The sequence below is a fragment of the Candidatus Krumholzibacteriia bacterium genome, from assembly GCA_035268685.1.
Lineage (GTDB): Bacteria > Krumholzibacteriota > Krumholzibacteriia > JAJRXK01 > JAJRXK01 > JAJRXK01.
The window spans coordinates 1-21,883 of the sequence record DATFKK010000066.1; the positions used below are offsets into that span (position 1 = coordinate 1).

Below are 21,883 nucleotides of genomic sequence, written 5' to 3' on the forward strand. Positions count from 1 at the left end.
CGCGGAACAGGTGCCAGTCGGGATCGACGGCGACCGCGGTGGCGTCGGCGGGCACCGCCAGCTCGTGGCGCCGCTCCGCGGTGGAGATCACGCGGTCGATCACACCTTCGGTCGTCTCGATCCGCACGGGGATCTCGAGCAGATAGGGATCACCCTCCTGCTCGATCGTCACCGTCCATCCCTCGTCGCGCGGTTCGGGCCGGCCGACGCGCAGCGAGGGTGCCCCCACGCGCCGCACCCACTGCTCGAACCACGCCGTCAGGTCGCGGCCGCTGATCTCCTCGAAGCTCTCCTCGAGATCGGTCCACGACGAGGGCTCGAAGGTGTGCGTGCGGTAGAAGCGCCGCAGACCCTCGCGGAAGTCCTCCGCCCCGAGCAGGCGCTTGGTCATGTGGAAGACCATCATGGCCTTGCCGTAGCCGATCGCCTGCGTTCCGAAGTCACTGCGCTCGCGGAACCCGCTCAGGGCGAAGTCGCGCCCGGGCTGGCTGGCGAAATCGAGGTATCCCACCAGCTGGTTGCGACGGTGGTCGCGCGCGGCGGCCTCGCTCTCCCAGGTCTTGTAGAGGTAGTCGGCGCCGTAGGCGGTCAGACCCTCGCACCAGTTGCCGGTCTCGTAGTCGACGTACACGCCGTTGCCCCACCAGCAGTGCAGGATCTCGTGTCCGTAGCTGGTGTCGACGATGAAGGGCAGACGGATCACGCGGTCGCCGAGCAGGGTGAACGACGGCATCCCGAAGCCGGTCTGCCACCAGTTCTCGACCATGGCCCACTTGCCGAAGGGATAGGGCCCGTACATCTCCTCGTACAGATCGAGGTACCGATCCGCGCCCTCGAGGTAGGTCCCCGCGAGTTCGTCGTCGGTGTCCGCGTAGGTGTAGGTGTACAGGTCGACGTCACCGTGCCGGCGTTCGCGGATCGTGTAGGGACCGGCGATCAGGTAGACCAGTTCCTGCGGATGGGTCTCCTCCCACACCGTCACGTTCGTGCCGTCGGCGCTGCGATGTTCGACGCGCGTGCCCTGGCTCATGGAGTGCCACCCGTCGTCGAGTTCGGTGCGCAGACGGAAGGTGAAGCGCTCGCCGCTCGTCCACGGGATCCAGAAGGTCTCGCCGGTGAGGAAGGCGCCGCGCGGATCGATCAGGCCGCGCGTCGTCTCGAAGCCGCGCGCGTAGGCCACCTCGGGGGGCTTCAGGCTGTCGTACACCGCCCCGGCGTACTCGATCTCGACGGTCACCGGATCGTCGGGCCAGCCGCCGTCGGGCGCGGCGATTTCGTGCTGGCGGACGATCGCGAAGCCACCGAGTTCGGAGTAGTCGGGCCGCCGGTAGAAGTCGCGCGGACGCCAGCGGTCGCGCGACTGCACGCTCACCGCGCGTCCGTCGACGCGCGCACCAGTGATCTCGAGATCGCGGTGCAGGACGAAGTGCAGCGGATGCTCGCGATCCTCGGCCGCGGCGAGTTCGAAGCGATCGCGGACCTCCAGACGCGCGCTGACCGGGTCGAGACGAACGTCGAGATCGTGGTGGCGGATCGGCCATCCGCGCGCGGTCGCGGCGTGACCGTCCGGCACGCAGGCCACGACGACCGACAAGAACACCAGGAACGAGGATGCCCGGATCACGAGTCCTCGCCCCCCTCCACGGGACGCCACCGGTTCCGGATCTCGGTCTCGATGCGGGCGTGATCGAGTTCGGGCTGCGCCACCGGTACCAGCGTGGTCTGTTCGACCGACTGGAACAGCAGCTGGCCCGTCGAGGGCTGCACCACGGTCACGATCTTGCCGCGCATGTCGAGCTGGTGGTTCCGCTCCTGGATGGGATCGTCGCCCCGGCGCGAGATGGTCCGCGTGATCTCGTCCTCGTGCGCGGCGAACACCTCTCCGAGGGCGTCGAACTCGTACGTCACCGTCACTCCCGGCTCACCGTCGAGTTCGGTCCATTCGCCGACCGTGAGGACACCCTCGGTCTTCAGTGGTTGCCCCTGCATGTCCGCCACGTCGAGCACACCGATCTTCTCGCCCACCGTCAGCTCGAGGCCACGCAGACCCTCGAGCGCGCCGTTCCACTTCTCGATCTCTCCTTCGGCCATGCTCCGGGCCGACATCTGTTCCCGTGCGCGCTGCAGGAGCTGAGGATCGAGTTCGCGCTCGTAGCGGCGCATGAGTTCCCGGAATCCCAGTGCATCGACCGCCTGTCCCCCGGAGTTCAGGACGATCTCGATCGGCTGCGTCTGCAGGATCGGCAACATGGGGTTGTTCATCGGCTCTTCGTTCATGCGCATCTCGACCGACTCGACGGTCTGGACGACGTGCCACGAGCCGTCGGGCTGCGATTCGTAGCGCTGCACGGCCTCGATCTCGGTGACCTGCTCGCTGATCGGAGCCATGGTGCCGTAGTCGCGCAGACGCCGATCGTAGGTCGACTTGTGCCACACCGCGCCGTCGGTGGGCGAGAAGTCGATCACGAAGGTCTGGTCCCCCGCCCGGGCGGGGGACGCGGCCGGGCCGGAGCCGATCACGAGCGTGACCGTGGTCAGCAGGAGCAGGACCGCCCACGCGGAACGCGGGCGCAGCAGCGGGTGTCGAGATCTCATGATCCGGTCCAGGGTCTGGGGTCGAGAAGGGCGAACGAACCTGCAGTATACAGCAGGGCTCCTACACGTCGCCCCCCGGGACGGTTCCCCCCGCCGGGCCGGCCGTACGGGTCGCCGGATCGTCGTCGACGCGCTCGAGTGCAGCCGACAGCACGGCGCGCCGGTCGCGGAGACCGACCGCTTCGACCAGCGAGCGGTGGATCGAGAGTCCACCGACCAGTTCGACGAGCTCACTCCCCCGCAGGGCGCAGGGCCAGTCGAGCAGCCCGGCGCTACCCAGAGGAACCTCCAGGTCGACCAGTCGTTCGTCCGACGGCCAGTGGTCGAGGTGCCGCAGGACCACCGTCTCGGCCATCACGAAGGCGTCCTCGGCGGCCACCTCGGCCGGTTCGACGGGGACACCGGCCACGCCGTCCCACTCCAGGGGTTCGAGCGGAGCACGAGTGAGGTTCCGTGCGAACTGCAGAAGGAGAGGCAGACGCGCCACCCCCACCGCCGGGACGAAGACACGACGAGGAAGGGCTTCCCCGACCCCTCCCAGGTCCTCGGTCTGCACGGTCACCGACCACACCGGCAGCAGGACCACCGGCTCGGTGATCGCTGGTCGCCGGGTGGGTCGGATCGTCCGACGGGGGACCACGGCCAGGCCGTCGGCGGACGGGGACACGGCGAGGGTGCGTCCACAACCCTCGCAGACGAACAGGCAGCGCTCGTCGGCGGCGCCGAGAGCAACGGCACAGGCGGGGCAGTTCAGGGCGATCAGCGTCATGATCCTCTCCCGTCGCGGTCACAGACCGCCGAGATCGACCCGGCGAAGACGCCGGTGCACGAGTTCGCGACTCAACCACGCGCTCGGGCTGCACGAGCCCGGAACCTCGCGGCGAAAACGATCCGCGGACCACGCCGCCAGCCCGAGGGCTCCCAGCGCCGGGTGCAGGCCGGCGACCCATCCGGCGGCAGCGGCGGTGGCGTGCCAGAGGAGCGGGCCGCGGGACACCCCCTCCACGATGGCGTCCCCCTGGATGACCCGGGCACGGACACCGTCGACATCCACCTCGCCCGGACGACCGGCCACCGTGAAGCGCAGCTTCCACACCGGGTAGTAGATCAGGCGCATGCGGACCCGGGCCAACGACAACCTCTGCCGCAGCCGAACGGCACCGCGTGGCACGACGCCCGTGCTTCGCAAGAGCTCGGCCTGCCGGCGCGCGGAGGCTCGAGGGACGATCACGCTGCACACCGTGGCACGCGCGGCCTCGCGATCCACGGCCAACGGGCGCAGGCGCAACGACGAGAGCCGATCGGCCACGCCCACCAGTCCCCATCGTCGTGCGTCGCACCCCGGCAACGTGACGTCGACGTCACGGGCCACCAGTTCTTCGAACCGTTCCTGGTGCCGGACCGCGGCGGTCGGAGCCGCCTCGCCGGGGACGGCCTCGATCGGTCGCCGGTACACCTGCCAACCCACGAGCTTGGCGCGGACGTGCCAGAAGGGGAGCCAGGCCATGCGCGCACCCTCGACGGCGAAGCCCTCGATCCCCCGCTCCCGCAGGGCGTCCGCCAGGACGCGTCGTGCACGTCGGCGCCCGATCCGGCCGGCGGGCGCGAAGGCCGCGACGTCGTCGCCCTGTCCGGCATGGAGGTGATGCGTGTCGCAGTACGAGCACTGCAGCCGTTCCGGATCCTCCGTCGCCCGCAACGTCCCCCCGCATCGCAGGCATGCGAGCCCACGAACGGTCGCCACCGCGCCGGTCATCGTGCCACCGTCCGATCGAGACCCCACGGCAGGGCGGTGGCCACGATCAGCAATCCACCGAGCACGAACGCACGCAGCCACGGGTCGTCGACGAGCGTCCCCGTGACCATCGCGATCATGGCGAAGCCGACCCAGCCGGCGACACGAGCGGGCTCGACCGGCGGCGACGCGGCCCCGGCGGGCAAGGGCGCGAGCGCGACGTCGTCGGCACCGCCCACGTACAGACCCTCGACATCACCGTCGCGGGTCCGGACGCGCAGATCGCAGACCTGAATCCAGACGAGCCGCACGGCGGAGAGTGATTGGTCGGAGTCGTCGAATCCCGCACGTGCCGACGCGAGGATCTCGTCGAGCTCCAGTTCGGGTCGATCGGGAACGTCATCGCCGTCGAGAACGGGTCGGAAGGCGGCTGTGGGAAGGCCCATGGCCATTTCCAGACGGGACGCATCGCGCCGGCCGCACTGCTCGACGCTCTCGCCGTCCTCCCCCACGACCTGCCAACAGGCCGTCCAGCGCGCCGGTGCCGCGGCCACCACCGCTCCTTCGACCCCGCGCCGTCGCAGCAGTTCCAACGCACGCTCGCGGGCCACCCGGGGCTCGCAGGGTCCGTCGATCACGAGGACCTCGGGGCCACGGTGTGTGGACGCGTGGACGTTCTCGCCGCCGCACCACTCACAGGTGTAGCGGGTCTGGCCCCGGACGGGTCGGTGGGGTGCTCCACAGTGATGACAGGCGACGATCCGGCTCACGGTCCGGCTCCCGAGGAGACGGGGTCGCGGGCCGCCCCGGGCGCGGCGCCGCGGTTCGCGACACCGGCCGGTCTGCAAGGCACATGCCTCGCCGGAGACTCAGGCCCCGCCGCGGACGAGCAGGAAGACCGCCCCGACGGTCACGACCGCGGCGAGGTACCACGCGAATCGATACAGCTCCATGCGCCGCACCAGCACCACGAGCCAACGCAGACTGAACAACCCGGTGATCGCGGCGACGACGAAGCCCAGGGCGAGGGACGAGGCAGGAGACGCCACGTTCTCGACGTCGGACAGTTGCAGGACCGTGGCACCGGCGATGGCCGGAATCGACAGCAGGAACGAGAACCGGGCCGCTGCCACCGGCGAGAGCCCCAGGGCGAGCGCCATCGCGATCGTCCAGCCACTGCGGCTCGCCCCGGGCAGGATCGCCAGGGCCTGCGCGCATCCGATCGCCACGGCCCTCCAGGCGTCGACCGGAGCGTTCCGACGCTGCAGACGCCGCGTGAACGCGAGCATGACCGCCGTGGCGCCCAGCGCGACCAGGACGGCCACGGGCGAGTCGAACAGCACCTCGATCCGGTCCTTCAGCGTCAGCCCGATCACACCCGCGGGCACGTTGCCCAACAGGAGCAGGGCGACGTATCGCCGCGAGCCGATCCCGTCGACCGCTCCCTGCCGCCACAATCCGAGGACCAGCTCCACCAGGTCGCGTCGGTAGAACACCAGGACGGCGACCAGGGTCCCTGCGTGCAGCACCACGTCCTCGACGAGACTCCCCTCGCCCACGCGCAGGATCATCTGTCCCAGAGCCAGATGTCCCGAACTGCTGACGGGCAGGAACTCCGTCACGCCCTGCACGACCGCGAGGACGAACATGGATAGATGGTTCTGCAGTTCGCTCACCGGTGTGCAGCCTCGAGCACGGGCTCCAGGAAGCGCCGCGCACGGTCGACGACCGCATCGGGCGTCGTCGCGTCGGCGATCGCGTTCATGAGTGCACTGCCGATGACCACGCCGTCGGAGAAGGCGCGAACGGCACGCACGTCCTCGGGACCACGAATTCCGAACCCGACGGCGACCGGCGCATCGGTGACGGCACGGACACGCCCCACCGTCTCGCGCGCCGCAGCGTCGAGCGCGGTGCGCACGCCGGTGACACCGAGCGTCGACACGGTGTAGACGAAGCCGGTGGTCGCCTCGGCGACGAGACGCAGCCGGGCCTCACTGCTCGTCGGCGCCACCAGGAAACAGGTCTCGATGCCTCCGTCGGCCGCACATCCGATCCACTCGCCCGCTTCCTCGGGTACGAGGTCGGTCACGAGCACCGCCCCCACCCCGGCGTCGGGCAGCGACTCCGTCAGTGGACCCAGTCCGTAGGCGAGCAATGGATTCAGGTAGCTGAACAACACACGCGCACAGTTCTCGTGCGATGACGTCGCCCGCAGCGCCTCCAGACATCGCCTCAGGTTCACACCCTGCGACAGGGCGTGGTCGGTGGTGCGCTGGATCGTGGGGCCGTCGGCCACGGGATCACTGAAGGGAACTCCGATCTCGATGGCATCGACACCGAGGTCCTGCATCGCCTCCACGAGGGCCACGCTCGAATCGAGATCCGGGTAACCCATGGTGAGATACGGAACGAGCGCGCAACGGCCCTCTTCGCGCGCTCGCAGCAGAGCACGTCGGACACCGGGCACGGACGGCGACCCGGCATCTCCGGCGCGGTGCGGGGACGGAGTCAAGGAGTGCTCTCGTTCACTGCGGGGACGGGGTCAGCTCGCACAGGTGCGCGCGCGACGGTAGCACTCGCGTGCGCGTGACTTGTCGGCCATCGCATCGTACGCGATTCCCAGTTGATAGTGGACCTTTCCTTCGTCGGGAAGGGCCTTTGCGGCGCGTTCGAGTTCGGCGATCGCATCGCGATGCCGACCGAGCGCGTTCAGCGCCATGCCGAGCGTGAACCGCGCCTGCACCAGATCGGGTTCGATGCGTAGTGCCTCGGTCAGTGCCTCGACGGCCGCGGCCTTGCGACCGAGTTTCTGACGACACCGCCCCAGGTAGAACAGCGCGAGCGGCGAATTGCGATCGTAGTGCACGGCGACCTCGAGCAGACGCTGGGCTTCCTGCAGCTCCCCCTGCCGAAGGCGCACGATGGCCAGGTTGAAGGCGGGATCGAAACCGGGATGCAGCTCGAGACACCGGACGAGCCAACGACCCGCGTCGTCGTAACGACCCATCTCCCCGTACAGTGCCCCGAGGTTGAGCAGGGCCACGGCATCGTCGGGCGCGAGCTGGAGTGCACGGCGGAACGAACGAACGGCCTCGTCGCTGCGACCGAGCTGGTCGAGCACCACGCCCAGGTTGGTGTGGAAGCGCGCGTCCTCCTGACGCGTGGCGATCGCCCTTCGCAGCAGGGTCTCGGCGTCGGCCAGCCGTTGCTGACGCACGCGGACGCAACCGAGCCGGTACAGGATCTCGGGCGACGCAGTCGGGGTCTCGATCCGGGGCTCGAGCAGGTCGGCGGCCTCGTCCAGGCGGCCGGCCTTCTCCAGGGATCGGGCGGACGCGGCGAGTTCGGCCTCGGAGGACATGTCTCCGTCGACCGCACGGCGCTCGGGTCGTGTCATCGGGAAGCGACCTCTCGGGACGCGCTCGCGGGGTGTGGGGCACCGGGCCGCAGGCTAGGAGTGCGCCGCCCCGCTGTCAACGACGCTCCGCGCCCCGACTCAGCGCCGGACCTGGACGTTCAACACGATTCGCAGGGGCGTGTCGTCGTCGAGCATGTCGGCGTCGATGGTCACGGGGATCTCCAGCACCCCGGACCGGCCCAATGTCGCCACCGAACCACTCACCGGTGCCGAGCCAGTGGTCGGCAGGCGCCTGGGATCGGTGATCAACTCGAGGTCGTCGTCGGACGCTTCCTCGGGTCCGTCCGCGTCCGCGTCGTCGGGCGTGGGAACGGTCTCGGGGTCGTCCTCCGCCACCGGCGCGACGGGACCTCCGGTCGTCGGCTCGAAGGCGCCGGACCCCTCGACGGTCTTGAGTTCGGCGAAGACGTCGACGTCGTGCTCGACCGCGAATCCCTCGCGGTCGGGCGACCCGGCCTCACGGTCCGGCGGGAGCTCCGCTGCCCCGGGCGACGACCCGTCGTCGGCCGCGGTCGCGCCTTCCTCGTCCGTGACGGGCGAAACCGCGCCCGAGGCCCCGATCCCCTCGAAGAATCGATCCAGGCGTTCGGCCAGTGGTCGCCGCTCCTCGGGCGACGGTTCGGGTACCGGCTCGGATGACGGTTCGGGCGACGGGTCGGGCACCGGCTCGGGCGCGCGGTCGGGGCCGTCGTCGGGCACCGGGTCGACGGATCGGCTCGACGCGGCGTCGATGGTCGCCAGGTCGTCCCGTTCGTCCAGAGAGCTGAGCACCTCGTCGACGAGTCCTCCGAGATTCTCCGAATCGAGGACGGAAGGGTCCACCGAACCCGAGGATTCCGGGTCGTTTCCGGGACCGCTCTCGTCGACCGTCCGCTGTGGCCCGGACGGTTCGGGGCGCGCGGGTTCGGGAGCGGATGCGTCTTCGTGCGCAGTGGCCGACGGCACGGGATCGCCCGGTGTCGCGGCCGAGGACGACGGGGCGCCGGAGCCGGGGTCCAGTCCGAGGATCGCGCCGAGCGGATCGGAGGGTGCCGCGCTCCGCATCGAACCGGCATCGGCACCGATGGCCACCGACTCCGGTTCGGGTTCGGGCTTGTCGACGTCCTGCAGGCACAGGGCGATCGAATCGCCGAAGAGCGAGACGTTCTCGTCCTCACCGGCGCCCGCCTGCGTCCCCGTGAGCTTCGTGTAGATCAACCGGGAACCCTTGTGCAGGGTCTCGTAGACGCCTTCGCCGGTCAGGGCACAGGCTTCGAAACTCGGCAGGCCCCGTGGGTTGAGCCGTGTCTCGAGGTCGGCCACCGACATGCAGTTCGGCAGGTCCCGTTTGTTCCACTGCATGACCAGCGGCAAGGAGTCGGGATTCATCCCCAACTCCTGCAGGTTGTCCCGCAGGTTCTGCAGGCTCTCGAGGTTGTCCTGCATGCGTCCCGGTTCGGAGTCGGCCACGAAGACCAGACCGTCCACACCCTTCAGCACCATCTTCCGTGTGGCGTTGTAGTGCACCTGTCCCGGAACGGTGTAGAGCATGAACCGCGTGCGGAATCCGTCGATCATCCCCAGGTCGAGAGGAAGGAAGTCGAAGAAGATCGTGCGGTCGGCCTGGGTGCGCAGCGACACCATCTTGCCGGAGTACTCCACGGGGATCTTCGAGTAGATCCACTCGAGGTTCGTGGTCTTCCCGCTGAGCGCGGGGCCGTAGTAGACGATCTTCGCGTTGATTTCCTTGCCGCTGTAATTGTAGACGACCATGTCGCTCGATCCGGATCGGAGGAATCGGAACGCCCTCGGGAACGCACGGGTAGCGCCGGAAGGACTGGCAAGCGTCGTGCCACGGGGCGTTGCCGAACCGCGCGCCCGCCGGGGCTCGGCGGACGAGTGGCGGGGAACCGCGCAGCCCGTGCGCGATGTGCCCCGGTCCGGGCCCCGTTCCGTGCGGACACCCTGGATCGACCGGCCCCGATCGGGCACCAGGCGCCCTTCTCCGCGCTTCCGCCCCCGCGCGTGTCGAGCGGCACCTCCCTTGCAGACCCGCCCGGTGTATCGGCCGCCCCGAGAGCCCGGATTCCCGACCGGGACGGGTCGAGCGCGCCGCCTGGGAGGAATGGATGACAACGACGACGAACACCGACCGGATCCTCACGGAGATGTTCAGCCGACTCCTGAACATCCGGGTCAGTCCGGCACAGGTGAAGCGGCTCACGCACGTGATCGACGGGGTGATCGACAAGGTCGAGGGGTCGATGGACCTGGAGACGTCCCAGGGTCGGAACACCTTCCGCGCCCTCGTCTGTTCGATGGTGGTCCACGGCTGGGGCCTGGGAATGCATCCCGACGGGAACCCGGCCCAGGACCTCGACGGCAAGGAGATCGAGGTCAAGGTCTGCAAGGACATCCTCGTCCCGATGGGATCCCTGCAGTCGCTGCGCTACGTGAAGAAGGACAAGTACGGGCGAGTGAAGAAGGCACTCTTCGAGCCCGATCAGAACGCCCGGATCCGCGGCCACATCGACAGCATCCTCGACGACATCGCCACCCGTCGGTGGCCCGACGAGAACGGCGATCCCGAGAACGACGGGGACCCGACGGATCCGAACTGACCGGCGCGCCGCGGGTCAGTCCACGCGGAGGGGCGCCGACGGCACCAGGTCCTTCTGCAGGACGATCGTCCGCCCACCGTCGTGGTACTGCACGGAATCCATGATCGACTCCATCAGGAACAGACCGCGGCCACCTTCACGGCTGCGGTTGTCCGCGTGCAGCGGATCACGCACGTCGGAACGATCGAAGCCTCGCCCTCGATCGCGAACCTCGAGTTCGATGGCCGTCGGCGTCAGGGCGGCGCGGAATTCGACGGCGGTCGAAGCGTCCCAACCGTTGCCGTGCTTCATCGCGTTGGTCAGTGCCTCGTCGACCACCAACGGAAGCTGCGACCGCACGAAGTCGTTGGGATGACCCATGGCGTCGGCGCGTTCGCAGACCGAACGCACCACGCCGGGGATCGCCGAGGTGGTCGCCGGGACCTCGAACTCGACCGTCTCGCGACGCAAGCCGCGGACCTCGCCGGGGAAGAGCGCGGCCAGGTGACAGCGGTCGTGGAACATGACCTCGAGGCGATGCGGGGCCAGTGGAAGACTCTCGACGCGTCCGATCCCCTGCTGCAGGAGTTCCCGGTGACGCTGCGGTTCGATCGCAGTGATCGCCAGGAACACGTCGATCCGGCGCGGGGAGAGCTGGAGCGCACGTAGACGTTGCACGTCGAGGACCGAGGCGTCGTGGGCCGCGACGGCCAACCGGAACGACTGGTCGCACTCGGTGCTCTCGACGAAGTCGACGAAGGCCTCGAGGGACTCCCACTCGCGCACGGTCCAGTCCACCGCACCCGGCAGGGCGAGAACGGCCGCCGCCGCCGTGCGGTCGAGGACCAGGAGGTCCAGGTGATGCGCAAGAGGAGTCACGGACATCGAACACAGCCGGGAGACAGGGTCAGAAGATCTTCTGGCCGTCGGCCAGGATCTCGTTCAGCGCTTCACGGAAGTCGTTGTTGCTGTTGGCGACCTCGGGCGTGACGCGCTCCTTGTAGAGTTCCCACGATTTCTTGATCTCGACGCCGAGCGCCGGGACCAGGTTTCCCTCGGCCAGCGCCTTGTCACGGACATCGCGATTGTAGACGAGGATGTCCGACACGAGAGCACGCGCCAGACGGCGGGCCTTCTTGCGCGCCGGATCCTCCTCGGCCGTGTTCTTCGCCGGAGACTCCGGCTCGGCCTTCGGAGCCTCGGGTGTCGTCTCGGCCCGCGGGGGCTCGGCCACGGCCACGCTCGCGTCCTCGGCCTCGGACTCGGGTCGCGGGCCCACCGGGGTCACCGCGGGAGACGGCCGCTCGATCTCGAGGTCCAGGGAATTCGGATCGGCGGACCCGGAAGCCCCCGACTCCATGGCCGGCTCGGCGACCGGCGCGGGCGCGGGTTCCGGTGACGGCTGCGGCTGCGGTGCCGGTGGCGGCGTCGCGGCGACGCTCGGTGCGACGTCGACGTCCGGCATCGGGGCGAGCGTGCCGTCGATGGGAAAGACGTACCGGCACTTCTGGCAACGGACACGGATCCGCGCGCGCGGCACGCGTTCGGGGTCGAGCTGATAGCGGGTGCTGCAATCCGGGCACTGAACGATCATGGCGCGCGCTGCCTCCAGGGATCTCGACGTCGATGGTTCCGCTCGAGCGAGGGACGATGGCCGTCCGGACTCCGGGCTGGTGACGCGACCGCACCCGGAGTTTCCGATTCCTCCCCGAGGGGTGCAAGCTTCACGCCACGAGCCCCGGATCGACCGGGTTCACACGTTGGCCAGATCGTCGGCGACCTCGTTCTTCTCGTCCTCGTCCCAAAAGCTGAGCATGACGAGGGCGTCCTTGTACTCGGCGTGGACCGCCGCCAGGGCGTCGGGCAGGTGGTGCGGCCCGATCCCCGTCATCTCGATCGCCTCGGGTCGGAGCGCGGGCACACAACCGTTCCCGCTGCTGCCGAGGTGCATTCCGTTCGCCACGGCGTCGGCGATGTGGACCGTCGCGGCGTAGCGGGGGTGCTTGTCGGCCAGGCGCGGATCGTGGTGCCACGCGATGGTCTCGACCAGGCGCTCCGGCAGTCCCCAGCGCTTGGCGAGCATGCGACCCGCCCGCGCGTGGGTGAAGTTCATGACCTTCTGCTCGGCCTCGAACATGGTGATCCGCTTCTCGTGGGCGAGCGACAGCACCTCGTACAGCTCCACGTGGAAGTGCTCCATCCACACGATCTTGCCGATGTCGTGGATCAGACCTGCCACGAAGTACTCCTCGGCCTCGTCCCCGTAGCCCAGGGTCTTCGCCAGGGCACTCGTGGTGACGGCGGTACCCAGACTGTGCCGCCAGAACTCGGCGGTGGTCCAGTTCTCGAGCTGGTGGTCGTGGAACAGGTCCATGACGGTGGTCGCGAGCACCAGGTCCTTCACGGCCTGCATGCCCACCAGACTCACGGCGCGGTTGATGGTCTCGACCTTCTCGGGGAAGCCGTAGTGCGCCGAGTTGACCAGACGCAGGAGCTTGGTGGTGATCACCTGATCCTCGCTCACGACCGCGGCGACGTCGGAGGCCGAGGTGTACGGATTGCGCAGCAGGTCGCTGACACGCTTGTAGACCAGCGGCAGGGTCGGGAGGTCGTGGATCCGCTTGACGATCTTGTCGACCTGATCACGCATCGGCCGCCCCCCCAGTCCGGCTCGACACGACCCAGCGGAAGACCTCTGACAGGATCGGGTCCTTGCGGGCCTCGCCGAACCACCGGCCCTCCTCGAGCACGATCCGCTTCAGCTCGTCGGGATCGAGCGTTCCCGGGGTCGGCGTCGTGGGCGGACCGTCCTCGTCCACCACGGTCACGAGCAGTACACCCCGCTGGCGCAGCATCTCGAGGTGCTGCTCGCCCAGTTCCGTGCCGGCGACCAGCAGCATTTGCCCCTCGCCGTGTACCACGGGTTCCGCGAGGACGTCGCCGACCCTGGCTCGGCCGGTGGGAATCTTCTTCGCCATGTCGAATCTCCTGCCGGGTCCGCGTACCGCTCATGGATTCCGGCGGCACGTGATCTCGTGCCGGGGCTTCGGCCTGCCGGAGCCTCCCCTTGAGGGAATTCCCCGCGCCGACACGGCACCACGGAACGGTTCAGCCGGCGGCGCTCCACACCGGGTTGCGATTGCCCATCTCCTGCAACCACGAGGCCAGATCGCGGTGTCGGGGCGCGGTGAGCTCGGGATCGTCGTCGAGAACGCGGTCGGCGAGTTCGCGCGCGCGCTCCACGAGCGCGGAGTCACGCAGGGGATTCAGGAGTCGGAAGAGCACGTCGCCGTGCTGCCGGATCCCGTGCAGATCGCCCATACCCCGCTCGCCCAGGTCGAGCTCGCTCACCTCGAAACCGTTGCGGCTGGCCGCGAGCCGCTCGAGACGCTGACTGCCCTGCGGACCGGCGTCGACACTGGGGACCAGCACGCACCGGCTCCGCGCCCGGCCCCGCCCTACCCGGCCACGTAGCTGGTGCAACTGGGCGAGCCCGAAGCGCTCGGCATGGTGGATCACCATCAGGCTGGCCTGCGGGACGTCGATCCCCACCTCGATCACCGTGGTCGCCACCAGGGCGTCGAGCTCGCGGCGTGCGAACAGATCGGCCACGTGCTCCTTCTCGTCGGGCTTCATGCGACCGTGCAGGATTCCGAGACGGACTCCCGCCAGAGGCCCTGCGGCGAGTTCCTCGAACGCCTGCTCGGCACTGGTCATGCCCAGCGCCTCGCTCTCCTCGACGAGCGGGAACACGAGGAAGCTCTGCTCCCCCCGCGCAGCGCGGTCCCTCACGTCGGCATAGACGCGGTCGAGCCCGCGGACGTCGACGACCTCCGACTCCACTGGAGTGCGGCCCGGCGGGATCTCGTCGATCACCGAGAGGTCGAGGTCTCCGTACACCGTGAGCGCGAGGCTGCGCGGGATCGGCGTGGCCGACATGACCAGCACGTGCGCCCCGGCCTGGGCCAGGGCCGCGCGCTGGAGGACTCCGAAGCGGTGCTGTTCGTCGACGATGGCCAAGCCCAGACGAGCGAAACCGACATCGTCCTGGATCAGCGCGTGCGTTCCGAAGACGCACTGGATGCTTCCGTCGGCGAGTCCCTGCTGGATCCGGCGCCGCTCGGATGCCGGCGTGCTGCCGGTCAACACCTCGGCGCGGACCCCGATCGCCTCGAGCAGCGGGATCTGACGCTTTCCGTGCTGCCGCGCGAGGACCTCGGTCGGTGCCATGAACGCGGCCTGCCCGCCGGCTTCGACGGCGAACAGCATCGCGACCACCGCGACCACCGTCTTGCCGCTCCCGACGTCGCCCTGCAGCAGGCGATGCATCGCGGTGTCCGAGCGCAGGTCACGCGCGATCGCGGCCAGGACACGGCGCTGGGCACCCGTCAGGTCGAAGCCCAGATCCTTCACGTAGCGAGTCGAGAGTCCGGTGTGCTCGTCGAGGACCACGGCCGCCCGCCGCCGCAGCAGCCGTCCACGGCGGATCCCCACGGCCAGTTGCAGGGCGAAGGCCTCGTCGAAGGCAAGGCGCAGACGGGCGGGCTCCACGTCGTCGATCGAGTCGGGCAGATGCAGCTGCGCCAGGGCACGGGCGCGTTCGAGCAGGCCGAGTTCGTCGCGCCACCCCGGTGGCAATGGGTCACGAACGTCGGGCAGCAGGCCTTCGAGGGCAGCCCGGACCAACTTGCGTACGGTACCCTGCCGGAGCCCCGCGGTCAGAGGATAGCGCGCCTGCGGCCTCGGGTCGGTCAGGTCGCCGTCGAGACGGTCCTCCTGCGGCGATTCGGTCTCGGGGTTGACCATCTGCAGGCGTCCGCCCCACGCCGTGATCTCGCCCGCCACCACCAGTTCGCGCCCGATGCGCAGCCGATCGGCCATGTAAGGGGCGTTGAACCAGGTCAGGCGCAGGCGAGCCGACCCGTCTCCCACGACGGCCACGACCATCGAACGCCCACGCCGCGTGCGGCGGTTCTGCACGTCGAGCAACCGCCCCCGGGTCACCACGCGTTCGTGCTCGCGAACCTCCGCCAGCGGCTTCTCGACACCGCGGTGGCGGTAGTCGCTCGGATAGTGGTGCACGAGATCGAGCGCGGTCTCGATCCCGAGACGCCGCAACAGACGTGCGCGGTTGGGGCCGACCCCCTTCAGGTACTGGACGTCGGTCTCGGCGGTCAGCGCCGGTGCGGGACGGTTCACGCCTGCCTCCTCCGGCCGGCAGACTACTCGACGCGCATGAAGACGTGGTAGCCCCGATCGGTGGCGATCGGCTCCGTGAACTCTCCGACCGACAGCTTCCGCACGGGCTCGCGGAAGGCCTCCTGGATCGACCCGACCTCGATGAAGCCGACGTCGACCCCTGCGGTCTCGGCGATCTCGGACTCCTGGTGCGCGAGAACGTAGAAGTCCTCGCCGCGACGCAGGCGGACGATCAGCTCGCGCGCGCGCTCCTCGGTGCCGACCATGAGTTGCAGGAGATGGACCTTACCGGCGGCACGAGCGGCCTCCGAACGTTCCGCGCGCGTGCGCAGGGACTCGATCACCTCGGCGATCCGCTGCTTCTCCTGGGGATCCCGGACCCGCGCGCGGTAGGCCGAGTAGTGCCGGATGGCATCCTCGAAGGCATAGCGCGCTCCCGCGATCCGCCCCAGGTGGAGATGCGGCGAGGCCTGGCGCCGATCGAGCTGGACGGCCAGACGAAGATGCTGCTCGGCCTCGGTCACGGCGAACCGGTTCAACAGCAGGACGGCCAGGTTGGTGTGCGCGAGCGCCGACTCGGGGTCGAGGTCGAGGGCCCTTCGGTAGGCCTCCTCGGCCTCTTCCAGCCGCTCGCTCTGCGCCAGGACGTTGCCCAGGTTGTAGTGCAGGTCGGGGTCGTCGGGGGCGAACTCGATCGCGCGGCGGAAGGCCTGGATCGATTTGGCGCGCTCGCCGCGGAGGGAATGGATCGTCGCCAACCCTCCCCAGGCATCGGCGTTGGCTTCCACGGCGTTCGATGCACGGAAGGCCTGCACCGCGTCGTCCTGCCGCCCGGCCCCCAGGTGGGCCTTTCCGATCAGTGCCTGGCACATCGAGGCGTCGGCCCCCCTCGACTCGGCATCCCGGAACGACCGCAGCGCCTCGTCGAACTGCCCGCGGCTCAGCAACACGCGGCCCACGTCGACCCGGTAGTCGGGCCGGTCGGGCTCGATGCGGATCAACTCGCGCAGCAGACCCACCGCCTCGGCCCAGCGACCCAGGTCGAGAGCCATGGTGGCCATGGTGCGGAGCACCTCGGCGTCCTCCGGCGAGCGCTCCAGGGATTCGCGCAAGCTCTCCATCGCACCGTCGGCATCCCCCAGCGCGGCGCGGATCTGGGCCCGCATGAAGAAGGGATCGAGCGCATCGTCGGCGAGTTCCACGGAGCGCTCCGACGCATCGAGCGCCGCGTCGGCATTGCCCGACTGCAACTCGACCCACGCGATCCTCAGCCACAGACCCCAGTCGTCACCGTGCTGGGCGGAGAGCTCGCGGTACGCTTCGCGCGCCGCCTCGATCCGCCCCTCACGCAGCAGCTGATCCGCCTCGCTCGCCCACGGACGGTCCCGATCGAGCACCATGTCCGGAGACTGGGCCACGCCGAGAGCCGGCAGCAGCAGGAGGACCAGGACCGTCGATCGTACGACGGTATGCATCTTGCGAAACTCGTTGAAGTTCGTCGTCATCGCACTCGCATTCGCGCGAACCGGGAGTCGCCCATGGACACCGTGCACGATCGTCCCCTCGTACTCGTCGTGGAGGACGACCCCGACCTCCGGCGTATCCTCTGCCTGCAGCTGGCCAAGATCGGCTACGCCACCGTCGAGGCCGAGAACGGACGCGTCGGCTTCGATCGAGCGAAGAACGCCGCTCCCGACCTGATCCTGCTCGACCTCATGATGCCCGAGCTCGACGGTTTCCAGGTCCTGAAACGCATCAAGAGCCTGGACTCACTGACCGAGATCCCCGTGCTGATCCTGACGGCCAGCCACGACGATCACCATCGGCGCAAGAGCGTCTCGCACATGGCCAACGGCTTCATGACCAAGCCGTACACGTTGGACCAGCTGCGCGAAGAGATCGGTCGTCTGCTCGCTCCGGCCGAGAAGGCCTGACCGAGCTCGATCGCCTGGATCCAACACCTGACGGCACCGGACGTTCCCGCCGGGCTACGCGTCGGCCGGTCCGTCCGCCCACGAGGGCCACACCGGAATCGGGCCCAGCCAGCGCCGGGGATCCTGCAACCTCCACTGCAGATGGAGCTCCGTCAACGGCGCCCAACGGTCCCAGAGTGCATCGGCGGCGGCGGAATCGCCGAGCTGGCGGTGGGAGAAGAGCAGCTCGAGAGCCGTCTCCGCGGTGGTTTCGGCCGTCGCTCCGGCCTCGAGTGCCTCCACGGCGGCGCGCGTGTCTCCCCGGCTCCGGAGCAGCCGACCGGTCAGTGCCGCCGACCCCGGCACGTGACTCCCCATGGCCTCGATGTTGGCCAGACGGCGTAGAGCGACCTCGTGGTCGCCCCGCTCGGCGTGTGCCCGTGCGAGCTCCCAGAGGACCCCGGGATGCCGCGGATGGTCCGCGGTCGCGGCTTCGAGCACGTCGACGGCACGGGCGGGATCGCCCTGCGTCCGGAGGAGCCGCGCCCTGGCCAGTGCCGGCCCCGGCGAGGAACCGCCGGACGGACAGGCCTCGAGGGCACGGCGGGCGAGGTCGGGGTGTCCCGACGCCAGGCCCCAGGCGGCGGCGTCGAGGAGCAGCGGCACGGCGTCCGTGATCGCGACCAGCTCGCCGTACTGGCGCGTGGCCGCGAGCCCGTCGCCGGTGAGCGCGGTGAGTGCGGCGCGGAGGAAGCTGGCCTCGACCCCGGGCCGCTCGGATTCCCACACCGTCTCGAGACGGCGCCGGGCCTCGACGAGCTCCCCCGCGCGGAGCTCGCAGAGCGCGGCTCCGTAGCGAGCGGGCGATGGCGCGTGTCCCAGGTCGTGGGCCCGGGAGAAGTGCTCGGCGGCGCGCCGCACCTGCGATCGACGCAGATCCACGATCCCGGCGAGCACCCTCGCGTCCGCGAAGTCCGGGTTGCGCTCCAGAGCGGCATCGAGGTGGGCACCGGCCCCGTCCGAGTCCCCCTGCGCCGCCATGCAGGCGGCCATGCGCAGCCGGAGGTCCGGGTAGTGCGGGGTCTGCTCCAGAAGGGGCTCCAGCAGTTCCTGCGCCTGGGCCCAGAGGCCCTCGTGGAGGAGCGACTCGGCCCGCTCGACCCGTTGGCGCCGCTCGACCTGGCGCGCCCGATGCGCGCGCAGACCTTCCAGGGCCGTATCGGGTTCGTCGAAGAGACCGGTCAGGGGACTTCCCTGCTGGCTGGCCCGCTCCCGCCAGTCGCTGGCCAGCTCGCGAGCCATGGCCGCCTGCCCTCGACGCCCGAGTGCGATGACCCGCACGAGCGCCGCGTCGACCAGGCCGTCGTTGATCTCCAACGCACGCCGGGCGGCTTCCGCGGCCGCTACGTCGTCCTCGAGTTCGAGCAACGCCACGCTGCGCTGCAGGTGGAGGTCGGGATACGCGGGATGGTCGCGCAGGGCGGCGTCGACGTGCTCGAGCGCGCGGCCCGGTTTGCCTTCCTCCAGGCACGTCCGTCCGAGGCGCGCGTGCGCCTCACCGCGGTAGAAGCGCGCGAGCGTGACGTCGGGATCGGCGTCGTCTCCGCCGACGACGGCCTCGTCGAAGCAACGGATGGCCTCCACCAGTCGCCCGGCATTGAAGTGATCGATGCCCACTCCGTACCGATCCCGCGCCCGGCTGCCGAAGAGCCGCCGAAGCATGGATCAGTCACGCAGACGGCGGAGGAAAGTCGGCAGATCGAGATCGTCGCGGTTCGGCAGTCGCCCGCCCTGACCCTCGCTCTCGCCCTCTCCGTTCGATCCGCCTTCGGTGCTCCGGCGGGACTGTCCCCGATCGCCGAAGGCGCGTGGTGCCGGGGTCTCGGAGGGATCCAGCAGGCGGCGGATACCCTCCTCGCGACGAGCCCTCTCGGCATCGGCGGCGTCTCGGCGGGTCTCCCCCTTCGGTTCCGGGGTATCTCCGTCGGCGGCTTCCATGGCCCGCAACGGTGTACGATCGGGTTCGGAGCGCGGTGCGTCGACGGGTGTCGGCTCGGGCGATTCGGCGAAGGTCTCTTCCCGCGGGGCTGGCCGCGGGGCCGGCCGAGGCTCCCGACGGGGGCTCGCACCGAAGGACGCCGCGGCCGCTCGGGGTTCGGAGTCTTCCCGTCGCGCGGTGGCGCCGCGGGTCGAACGCTCGGCGGTGATGCCGCGCGGCTGCTCGGCCATGTTGCCGAAACCGGTGGCGATGACGGTGACGCGCAGGTCGTCCTCGGCGTCGCCGTCGATCACCGCACCAAAGATCATGTTCGCGTCGGCACCGACGGCCTCCTGCACGATGTTCGTGACCTCACTCACCTCGTGCAGGCTCATGTCGTGCCCGCCGGTGATGTTCACCAGCACGCCCTGCGCTCCGCGGACGTCGACGTCCTCGAGCAGAGGACTGCTGATGGCCGCACTCGCGGCCTCCACCGCTCTGCTCTCGCCCCGCGCGTGGCCACTGCCCATGATCGCGTCGCCCATGCCCGCCATGATGCTGCGGACGTCGGCGAAGTCGAGGTTCACCAGCCCCGGCACTGTGATCAGGTCACTGATGCCCTTCGTGGCCTGATACAGGACGTTGTCGGCGACACGGAAGGCTTCGAGCAGGGGTGTTCCCGCCGGGACCACCTTCAGCAGGCGGTCGTTGGGGATCACGATGATCGTGTCGACCTCTTCGCGCAGTTCCTCGAGCCCGTCCGTCGCCTGCCCCCCGCGCTTGCGGCCCTCGAAGGTGAAGGGCAGGGTGACGATGCCCACCACCAGCGCGCCCAGCTCACGAGCCACGCGCGCGACCGACGGAGCGGCACCGGTTCCGGTGCCTCCGCCCATGCCGGCCGTGACGAAGACCATGTCCGAGCCGTTGAGGGCCTCGGCGACCTGCGAGGAGTCCTCCTCCATGGCCCGCGAGCCCACGCGGGGGTCGCCACCACTCCCGAGGCCACGCGTGACCTGCGTCCCGATCTGGATGCGCGTGGTCGCCGCGCTCTCCTGAAGGGCCTGGGCATCGGTGTTGACCGCGATGAACTCGACCCCGGTCAGTCCCGAGTCGACCATGCCGTTCACGGCGTTGCCACCCGCGCCGCCGACGCCGGCGACCCGGATCCGGGCCTGCCCGGAGAATTCCTCTTCGAACTGCAGCTTCATGTGAGCTCCTTCGTCCTCGGGCGATGACGCGTCCGGATGCGTGGGGATGCTTCAGACGAGATGACTGATCCACCCCTGGACGGCGCCCCAGAAGCCGCCGGATCCGGACGTCTCGACCGTCTCACGCCGGGGGCCTCCCGCCGCCACGAATCGGGCGGCGCCGAAGGCCTGGGCCCAGCTGTCGGGCTCGACATCGGTGTCGTCGGGCGTGGACCGGCGGCACTCGGTGCGCGTGCCGAACACCTGTTCGGCCAGGGCGTCGGAGCCACGGAGTCGGGAGCCGCCCCCCGTGAGGACGATCCCGGATGCCAACGCCGGTCTCGTTATACCCCACTGGAGTCCCTGTGCAACAAGTTCCATGAGCTCCTGCTGGCGGGCCTCGCAGATCGCCGCGAGCCGCGCCACGACCTCGTCGGGCGGATTCGTACCGTCGTCCGCGGTCGAGCCGACCCCGACCGTACGCAGAGCCGTCCCCCAGCGCCGCTTGAGACGCTCCGCCATGCGCTCGTCGACCTCGAGACCCCACGCCACGTCGCGCGTCACGTGGTTGCCACCCACCGGCACCGCACCGCTCCGCCGCAGGCGGCCTCGGCAGTAGAGCGCGAAGTGGGTGGTCTCGGCCCCGATGTCGATGGCGAGACACCCTCCGTTCCGTTCGTCCTCACTGACGAGGTAATCGCCGCTGGCGCAAGCCGCGAAGACGTGACCCGCGATGTCGGCGTCCGCGCGTTCCACGGCCTGCTGCACGGATCCGAGACGTGATTGTTCCGCCGTGATCACGTGTGCCTCCAACGCGACCCGCGTGCCCACCATGCCCACCGGGTTCTCGATGCCGGTCCGATCGTCGACGGCGTAACCCACCGGCAGGCAGTGCAGGATCATGCGGTCGAAGGGGACGTCCATCGAACGTACCTGCTCGAGCAGCGAATGGAGATGCTGGGAACGGACCTTCGCGCCCGTCGACCCCAGGGCCACCGATCCCCGGCTGTCGAGACTGTGCACGTGCTCCCCGCCCACGGTCAGGTGCACGGGCTGGGGATCCACGTCGGCGCGCGTCCACACCTCGTGCAACAACTCGCGCACGGCGGTCGCCGTGGCGGGCAGGTCGACGACCTCTCCACGGCGCGTGCCCATCGCGGGACGGGACGCCCACCCCATCGGCGTGACCTCGCCGGAGACGTCGGCGACCACGGCACGGAAGCGCGAGGCTCCGAGGTCGAGCGTCGTGACGGTGTCGGGGTCGGATTCGTACATG

19 protein-coding genes and 1 pseudogene are annotated in these 21,883 nt (G+C 69.7%); 2 read left to right on the forward strand and 18 right to left on the reverse strand.

Going from position 1 to position 21,883, the window contains the following annotated elements; all coding sequences use genetic code 11:
* The 9 genes and pseudogenes from VKA86_06520 to VKA86_06560 form a co-directional block, all read right to left on the reverse strand.
* On the reverse strand, positions 1–1,624 hold a 1,624-nt coding region (locus VKA86_06520), incomplete at its 3' end, for a M1 family aminopeptidase (GenBank protein ID HKK70852.1).
* Positions 1,621–2,595, reverse strand: coding sequence for a hypothetical protein (locus VKA86_06525; GenBank protein HKK70853.1), 975 nt, complete (start codon positions 2,593–2,595; stop codon positions 1,621–1,623). The genes VKA86_06525 and VKA86_06520, both read right to left, overlap by 4 nt.
* Positions 2,596–2,656: 61 nt before the next feature.
* Positions 2,657–3,364 (reverse strand): hypothetical protein, encoded by a 708-nt coding sequence (locus tag VKA86_06530; GenBank protein HKK70854.1) that lies wholly within the window; start codon positions 3,362–3,364, stop codon positions 2,657–2,659.
* 18 nt (positions 3,365–3,382) lie between these two features.
* Positions 3,383–4,351: a hypothetical protein gene (locus tag VKA86_06535; GenBank protein HKK70855.1), complete on the reverse strand. Its 969-nt coding sequence runs from the start codon at positions 4,349–4,351 to the stop codon at positions 3,383–3,385.
* On the reverse strand, positions 4,348–5,100 hold the full coding sequence (locus VKA86_06540; protein HKK70856.1) for a hypothetical protein: 753 nt from the start codon (positions 5,098–5,100) through the stop codon (positions 4,348–4,350). The genes VKA86_06535 and VKA86_06540 overlap by 4 nt, the downstream gene beginning before the upstream one ends.
* A 99-nt stretch (positions 5,101–5,199) precedes the next feature.
* A complete protein-coding gene (locus VKA86_06545; GenBank protein HKK70857.1) occupies positions 5,200–6,006 on the reverse strand; it encodes an undecaprenyl-diphosphate phosphatase in 807 nt (268 codons plus the stop codon).
* Positions 6,003–6,800, reverse strand: coding sequence for a tryptophan synthase subunit alpha (trpA, locus tag VKA86_06550; protein ID HKK70858.1), 798 nt, complete (start codon positions 6,798–6,800; stop codon positions 6,003–6,005). Before trpA ends, VKA86_06545 begins: the two co-directional genes overlap by 4 nt.
* Positions 6,801–6,875: 75 nt before the next feature.
* Positions 6,876–7,730, reverse strand: a complete 855-nt coding sequence (locus VKA86_06555) for a tetratricopeptide repeat protein (GenBank protein ID HKK70859.1) — start codon at positions 7,728–7,730, stop codon at positions 6,876–6,878.
* A 1,212-nt stretch (positions 7,731–8,942) separates the two neighbouring features.
* Positions 8,943–9,503 (reverse strand): annotated as a pseudogene (locus tag VKA86_06560) (ADP-ribosylation factor-like protein).
* Between the two features lie 356 nt (positions 9,504–9,859).
* Here VKA86_06560 and VKA86_06565 point away from each other — a divergent pair.
* Positions 9,860–10,351 (forward strand): hypothetical protein, encoded by a 492-nt coding sequence (locus VKA86_06565; protein HKK70860.1) that lies wholly within the window; start codon positions 9,860–9,862, stop codon positions 10,349–10,351.
* 15 nt (positions 10,352–10,366) lie between these two features.
* Here the strand turns inward: VKA86_06565 and VKA86_06570 are convergent, their stop codons facing one another.
* From VKA86_06570 to VKA86_06595, 6 genes are all read right to left on the reverse strand, one after another.
* Complete coding sequence (locus VKA86_06570) at positions 10,367–11,209, reverse strand: ATP-binding protein (GenBank protein ID HKK70861.1); 843 nt, start codon at positions 11,207–11,209, stop codon at positions 10,367–10,369.
* A gap of 28 nt (positions 11,210–11,237) precedes the next feature.
* A complete protein-coding gene (locus VKA86_06575; GenBank protein HKK70862.1) occupies positions 11,238–11,924 on the reverse strand; it encodes a zinc-ribbon domain-containing protein in 687 nt (228 codons plus the stop codon).
* A 159-nt stretch (positions 11,925–12,083) separates the two neighbouring features.
* On the reverse strand, positions 12,084–12,980 hold the full coding sequence (locus VKA86_06580) for an HDOD domain-containing protein (GenBank protein HKK70863.1): 897 nt from the start codon (positions 12,978–12,980) through the stop codon (positions 12,084–12,086).
* Positions 12,973–13,308, reverse strand: coding sequence for a hypothetical protein (locus VKA86_06585; GenBank protein HKK70864.1), 336 nt, complete (start codon positions 13,306–13,308; stop codon positions 12,973–12,975). Before VKA86_06585 ends, VKA86_06580 begins: the two co-directional genes overlap by 8 nt.
* Before the next feature lie 130 nt (positions 13,309–13,438).
* The gene (gene recG, locus VKA86_06590; GenBank protein ID HKK70865.1) at positions 13,439–15,529 is read right to left on the reverse strand and encodes an ATP-dependent DNA helicase RecG; all 2,091 of its coding nucleotides are present in this window, start codon (positions 15,527–15,529) and stop codon (positions 13,439–13,441) included.
* A 23-nt stretch (positions 15,530–15,552) separates the two neighbouring features.
* A complete protein-coding gene (locus tag VKA86_06595) occupies positions 15,553–17,004 on the reverse strand; it encodes a tetratricopeptide repeat protein (protein HKK70866.1) in 1,452 nt (483 codons plus the stop codon).
* A gap of 63 nt (positions 17,005–17,067) precedes the next feature.
* On the opposite strand from VKA86_06595, the gene VKA86_06600 reads away from it, so the two are divergent.
* Positions 17,068–17,463 carry a response regulator gene (locus tag VKA86_06600; protein ID HKK70867.1) on the forward strand — a complete coding sequence of 132 codons (396 nt, stop codon included), beginning with the start codon at positions 17,068–17,070 and terminating at the stop codon, positions 17,461–17,463.
* Positions 17,464–17,517: 54 nt separating this feature from the next.
* Here the strand turns inward: VKA86_06600 and VKA86_06605 are convergent, their stop codons facing one another.
* Genes VKA86_06605 through ftsA form a run of 3 tightly spaced genes read right to left on the reverse strand, consistent with a single transcriptional unit; the run spans position 17,518 to position 21,882 of the window.
* Entirely contained in the window at positions 17,518–19,164 is a 1,647-nt protein-coding gene (locus VKA86_06605) for a tetratricopeptide repeat protein (GenBank protein ID HKK70868.1), read from the reverse strand.
* A 3-nt stretch (positions 19,165–19,167) separates the two neighbouring features.
* Positions 19,168–20,628, reverse strand: coding sequence for a cell division protein FtsZ (gene ftsZ / locus VKA86_06610; protein HKK70869.1), 1,461 nt, complete (start codon positions 20,626–20,628; stop codon positions 19,168–19,170).
* A gap of 51 nt (positions 20,629–20,679) precedes the next feature.
* A complete protein-coding gene (ftsA, locus tag VKA86_06615) occupies positions 20,680–21,882 on the reverse strand; it encodes a cell division protein FtsA (GenBank protein ID HKK70870.1) in 1,203 nt (400 codons plus the stop codon).
* Position 21,883 lies beyond the last annotated feature (1 nt).

Coding starts and splice junctions, on each gene's coding strand:
- VKA86_06565 (HKK70860.1), top strand. CDS start 9,860: ATGACAACGACGACGAACACCGACCGGATCCTCACGGAGATGTTCAGC.
- ftsA (HKK70870.1), bottom strand. CDS start 21,882: ATGTACGAATCCGACCCCGACACCGTCACGACGCTCGACCTCGGAGCC.
- VKA86_06535 (HKK70855.1), bottom strand. CDS start 4,351: ATGACCGGCGCGGTGGCGACCGTTCGTGGGCTCGCATGCCTGCGATGC.
- VKA86_06580 (HKK70863.1), bottom strand. CDS start 12,980: ATGCGTGATCAGGTCGACAAGATCGTCAAGCGGATCCACGACCTCCCG.
- VKA86_06525 (HKK70853.1), bottom strand. CDS start 2,595: ATGAGATCTCGACACCCGCTGCTGCGCCCGCGTTCCGCGTGGGCGGTC.
- VKA86_06530 (HKK70854.1), bottom strand. CDS start 3,364: ATGACGCTGATCGCCCTGAACTGCCCCGCCTGTGCCGTTGCTCTCGGC.
- VKA86_06600 (HKK70867.1), top strand. CDS start 17,068: ATGGACACCGTGCACGATCGTCCCCTCGTACTCGTCGTGGAGGACGAC.
- VKA86_06555 (HKK70859.1), bottom strand. CDS start 7,730: ATGACACGACCCGAGCGCCGTGCGGTCGACGGAGACATGTCCTCCGAG.
- VKA86_06585 (HKK70864.1), bottom strand. CDS start 13,308: ATGGCGAAGAAGATTCCCACCGGCCGAGCCAGGGTCGGCGACGTCCTC.
- VKA86_06605 (HKK70868.1), bottom strand. CDS start 19,164: ATGCTTCGGCGGCTCTTCGGCAGCCGGGCGCGGGATCGGTACGGAGTG.
- VKA86_06575 (HKK70862.1), bottom strand. CDS start 11,924: ATGATCGTTCAGTGCCCGGATTGCAGCACCCGCTATCAGCTCGACCCC.
- ftsZ (HKK70869.1), bottom strand. CDS start 20,628: ATGAAGCTGCAGTTCGAAGAGGAATTCTCCGGGCAGGCCCGGATCCGG.
- VKA86_06595 (HKK70866.1), bottom strand. CDS start 17,004: ATGCATACCGTCGTACGATCGACGGTCCTGGTCCTCCTGCTGCTGCCG.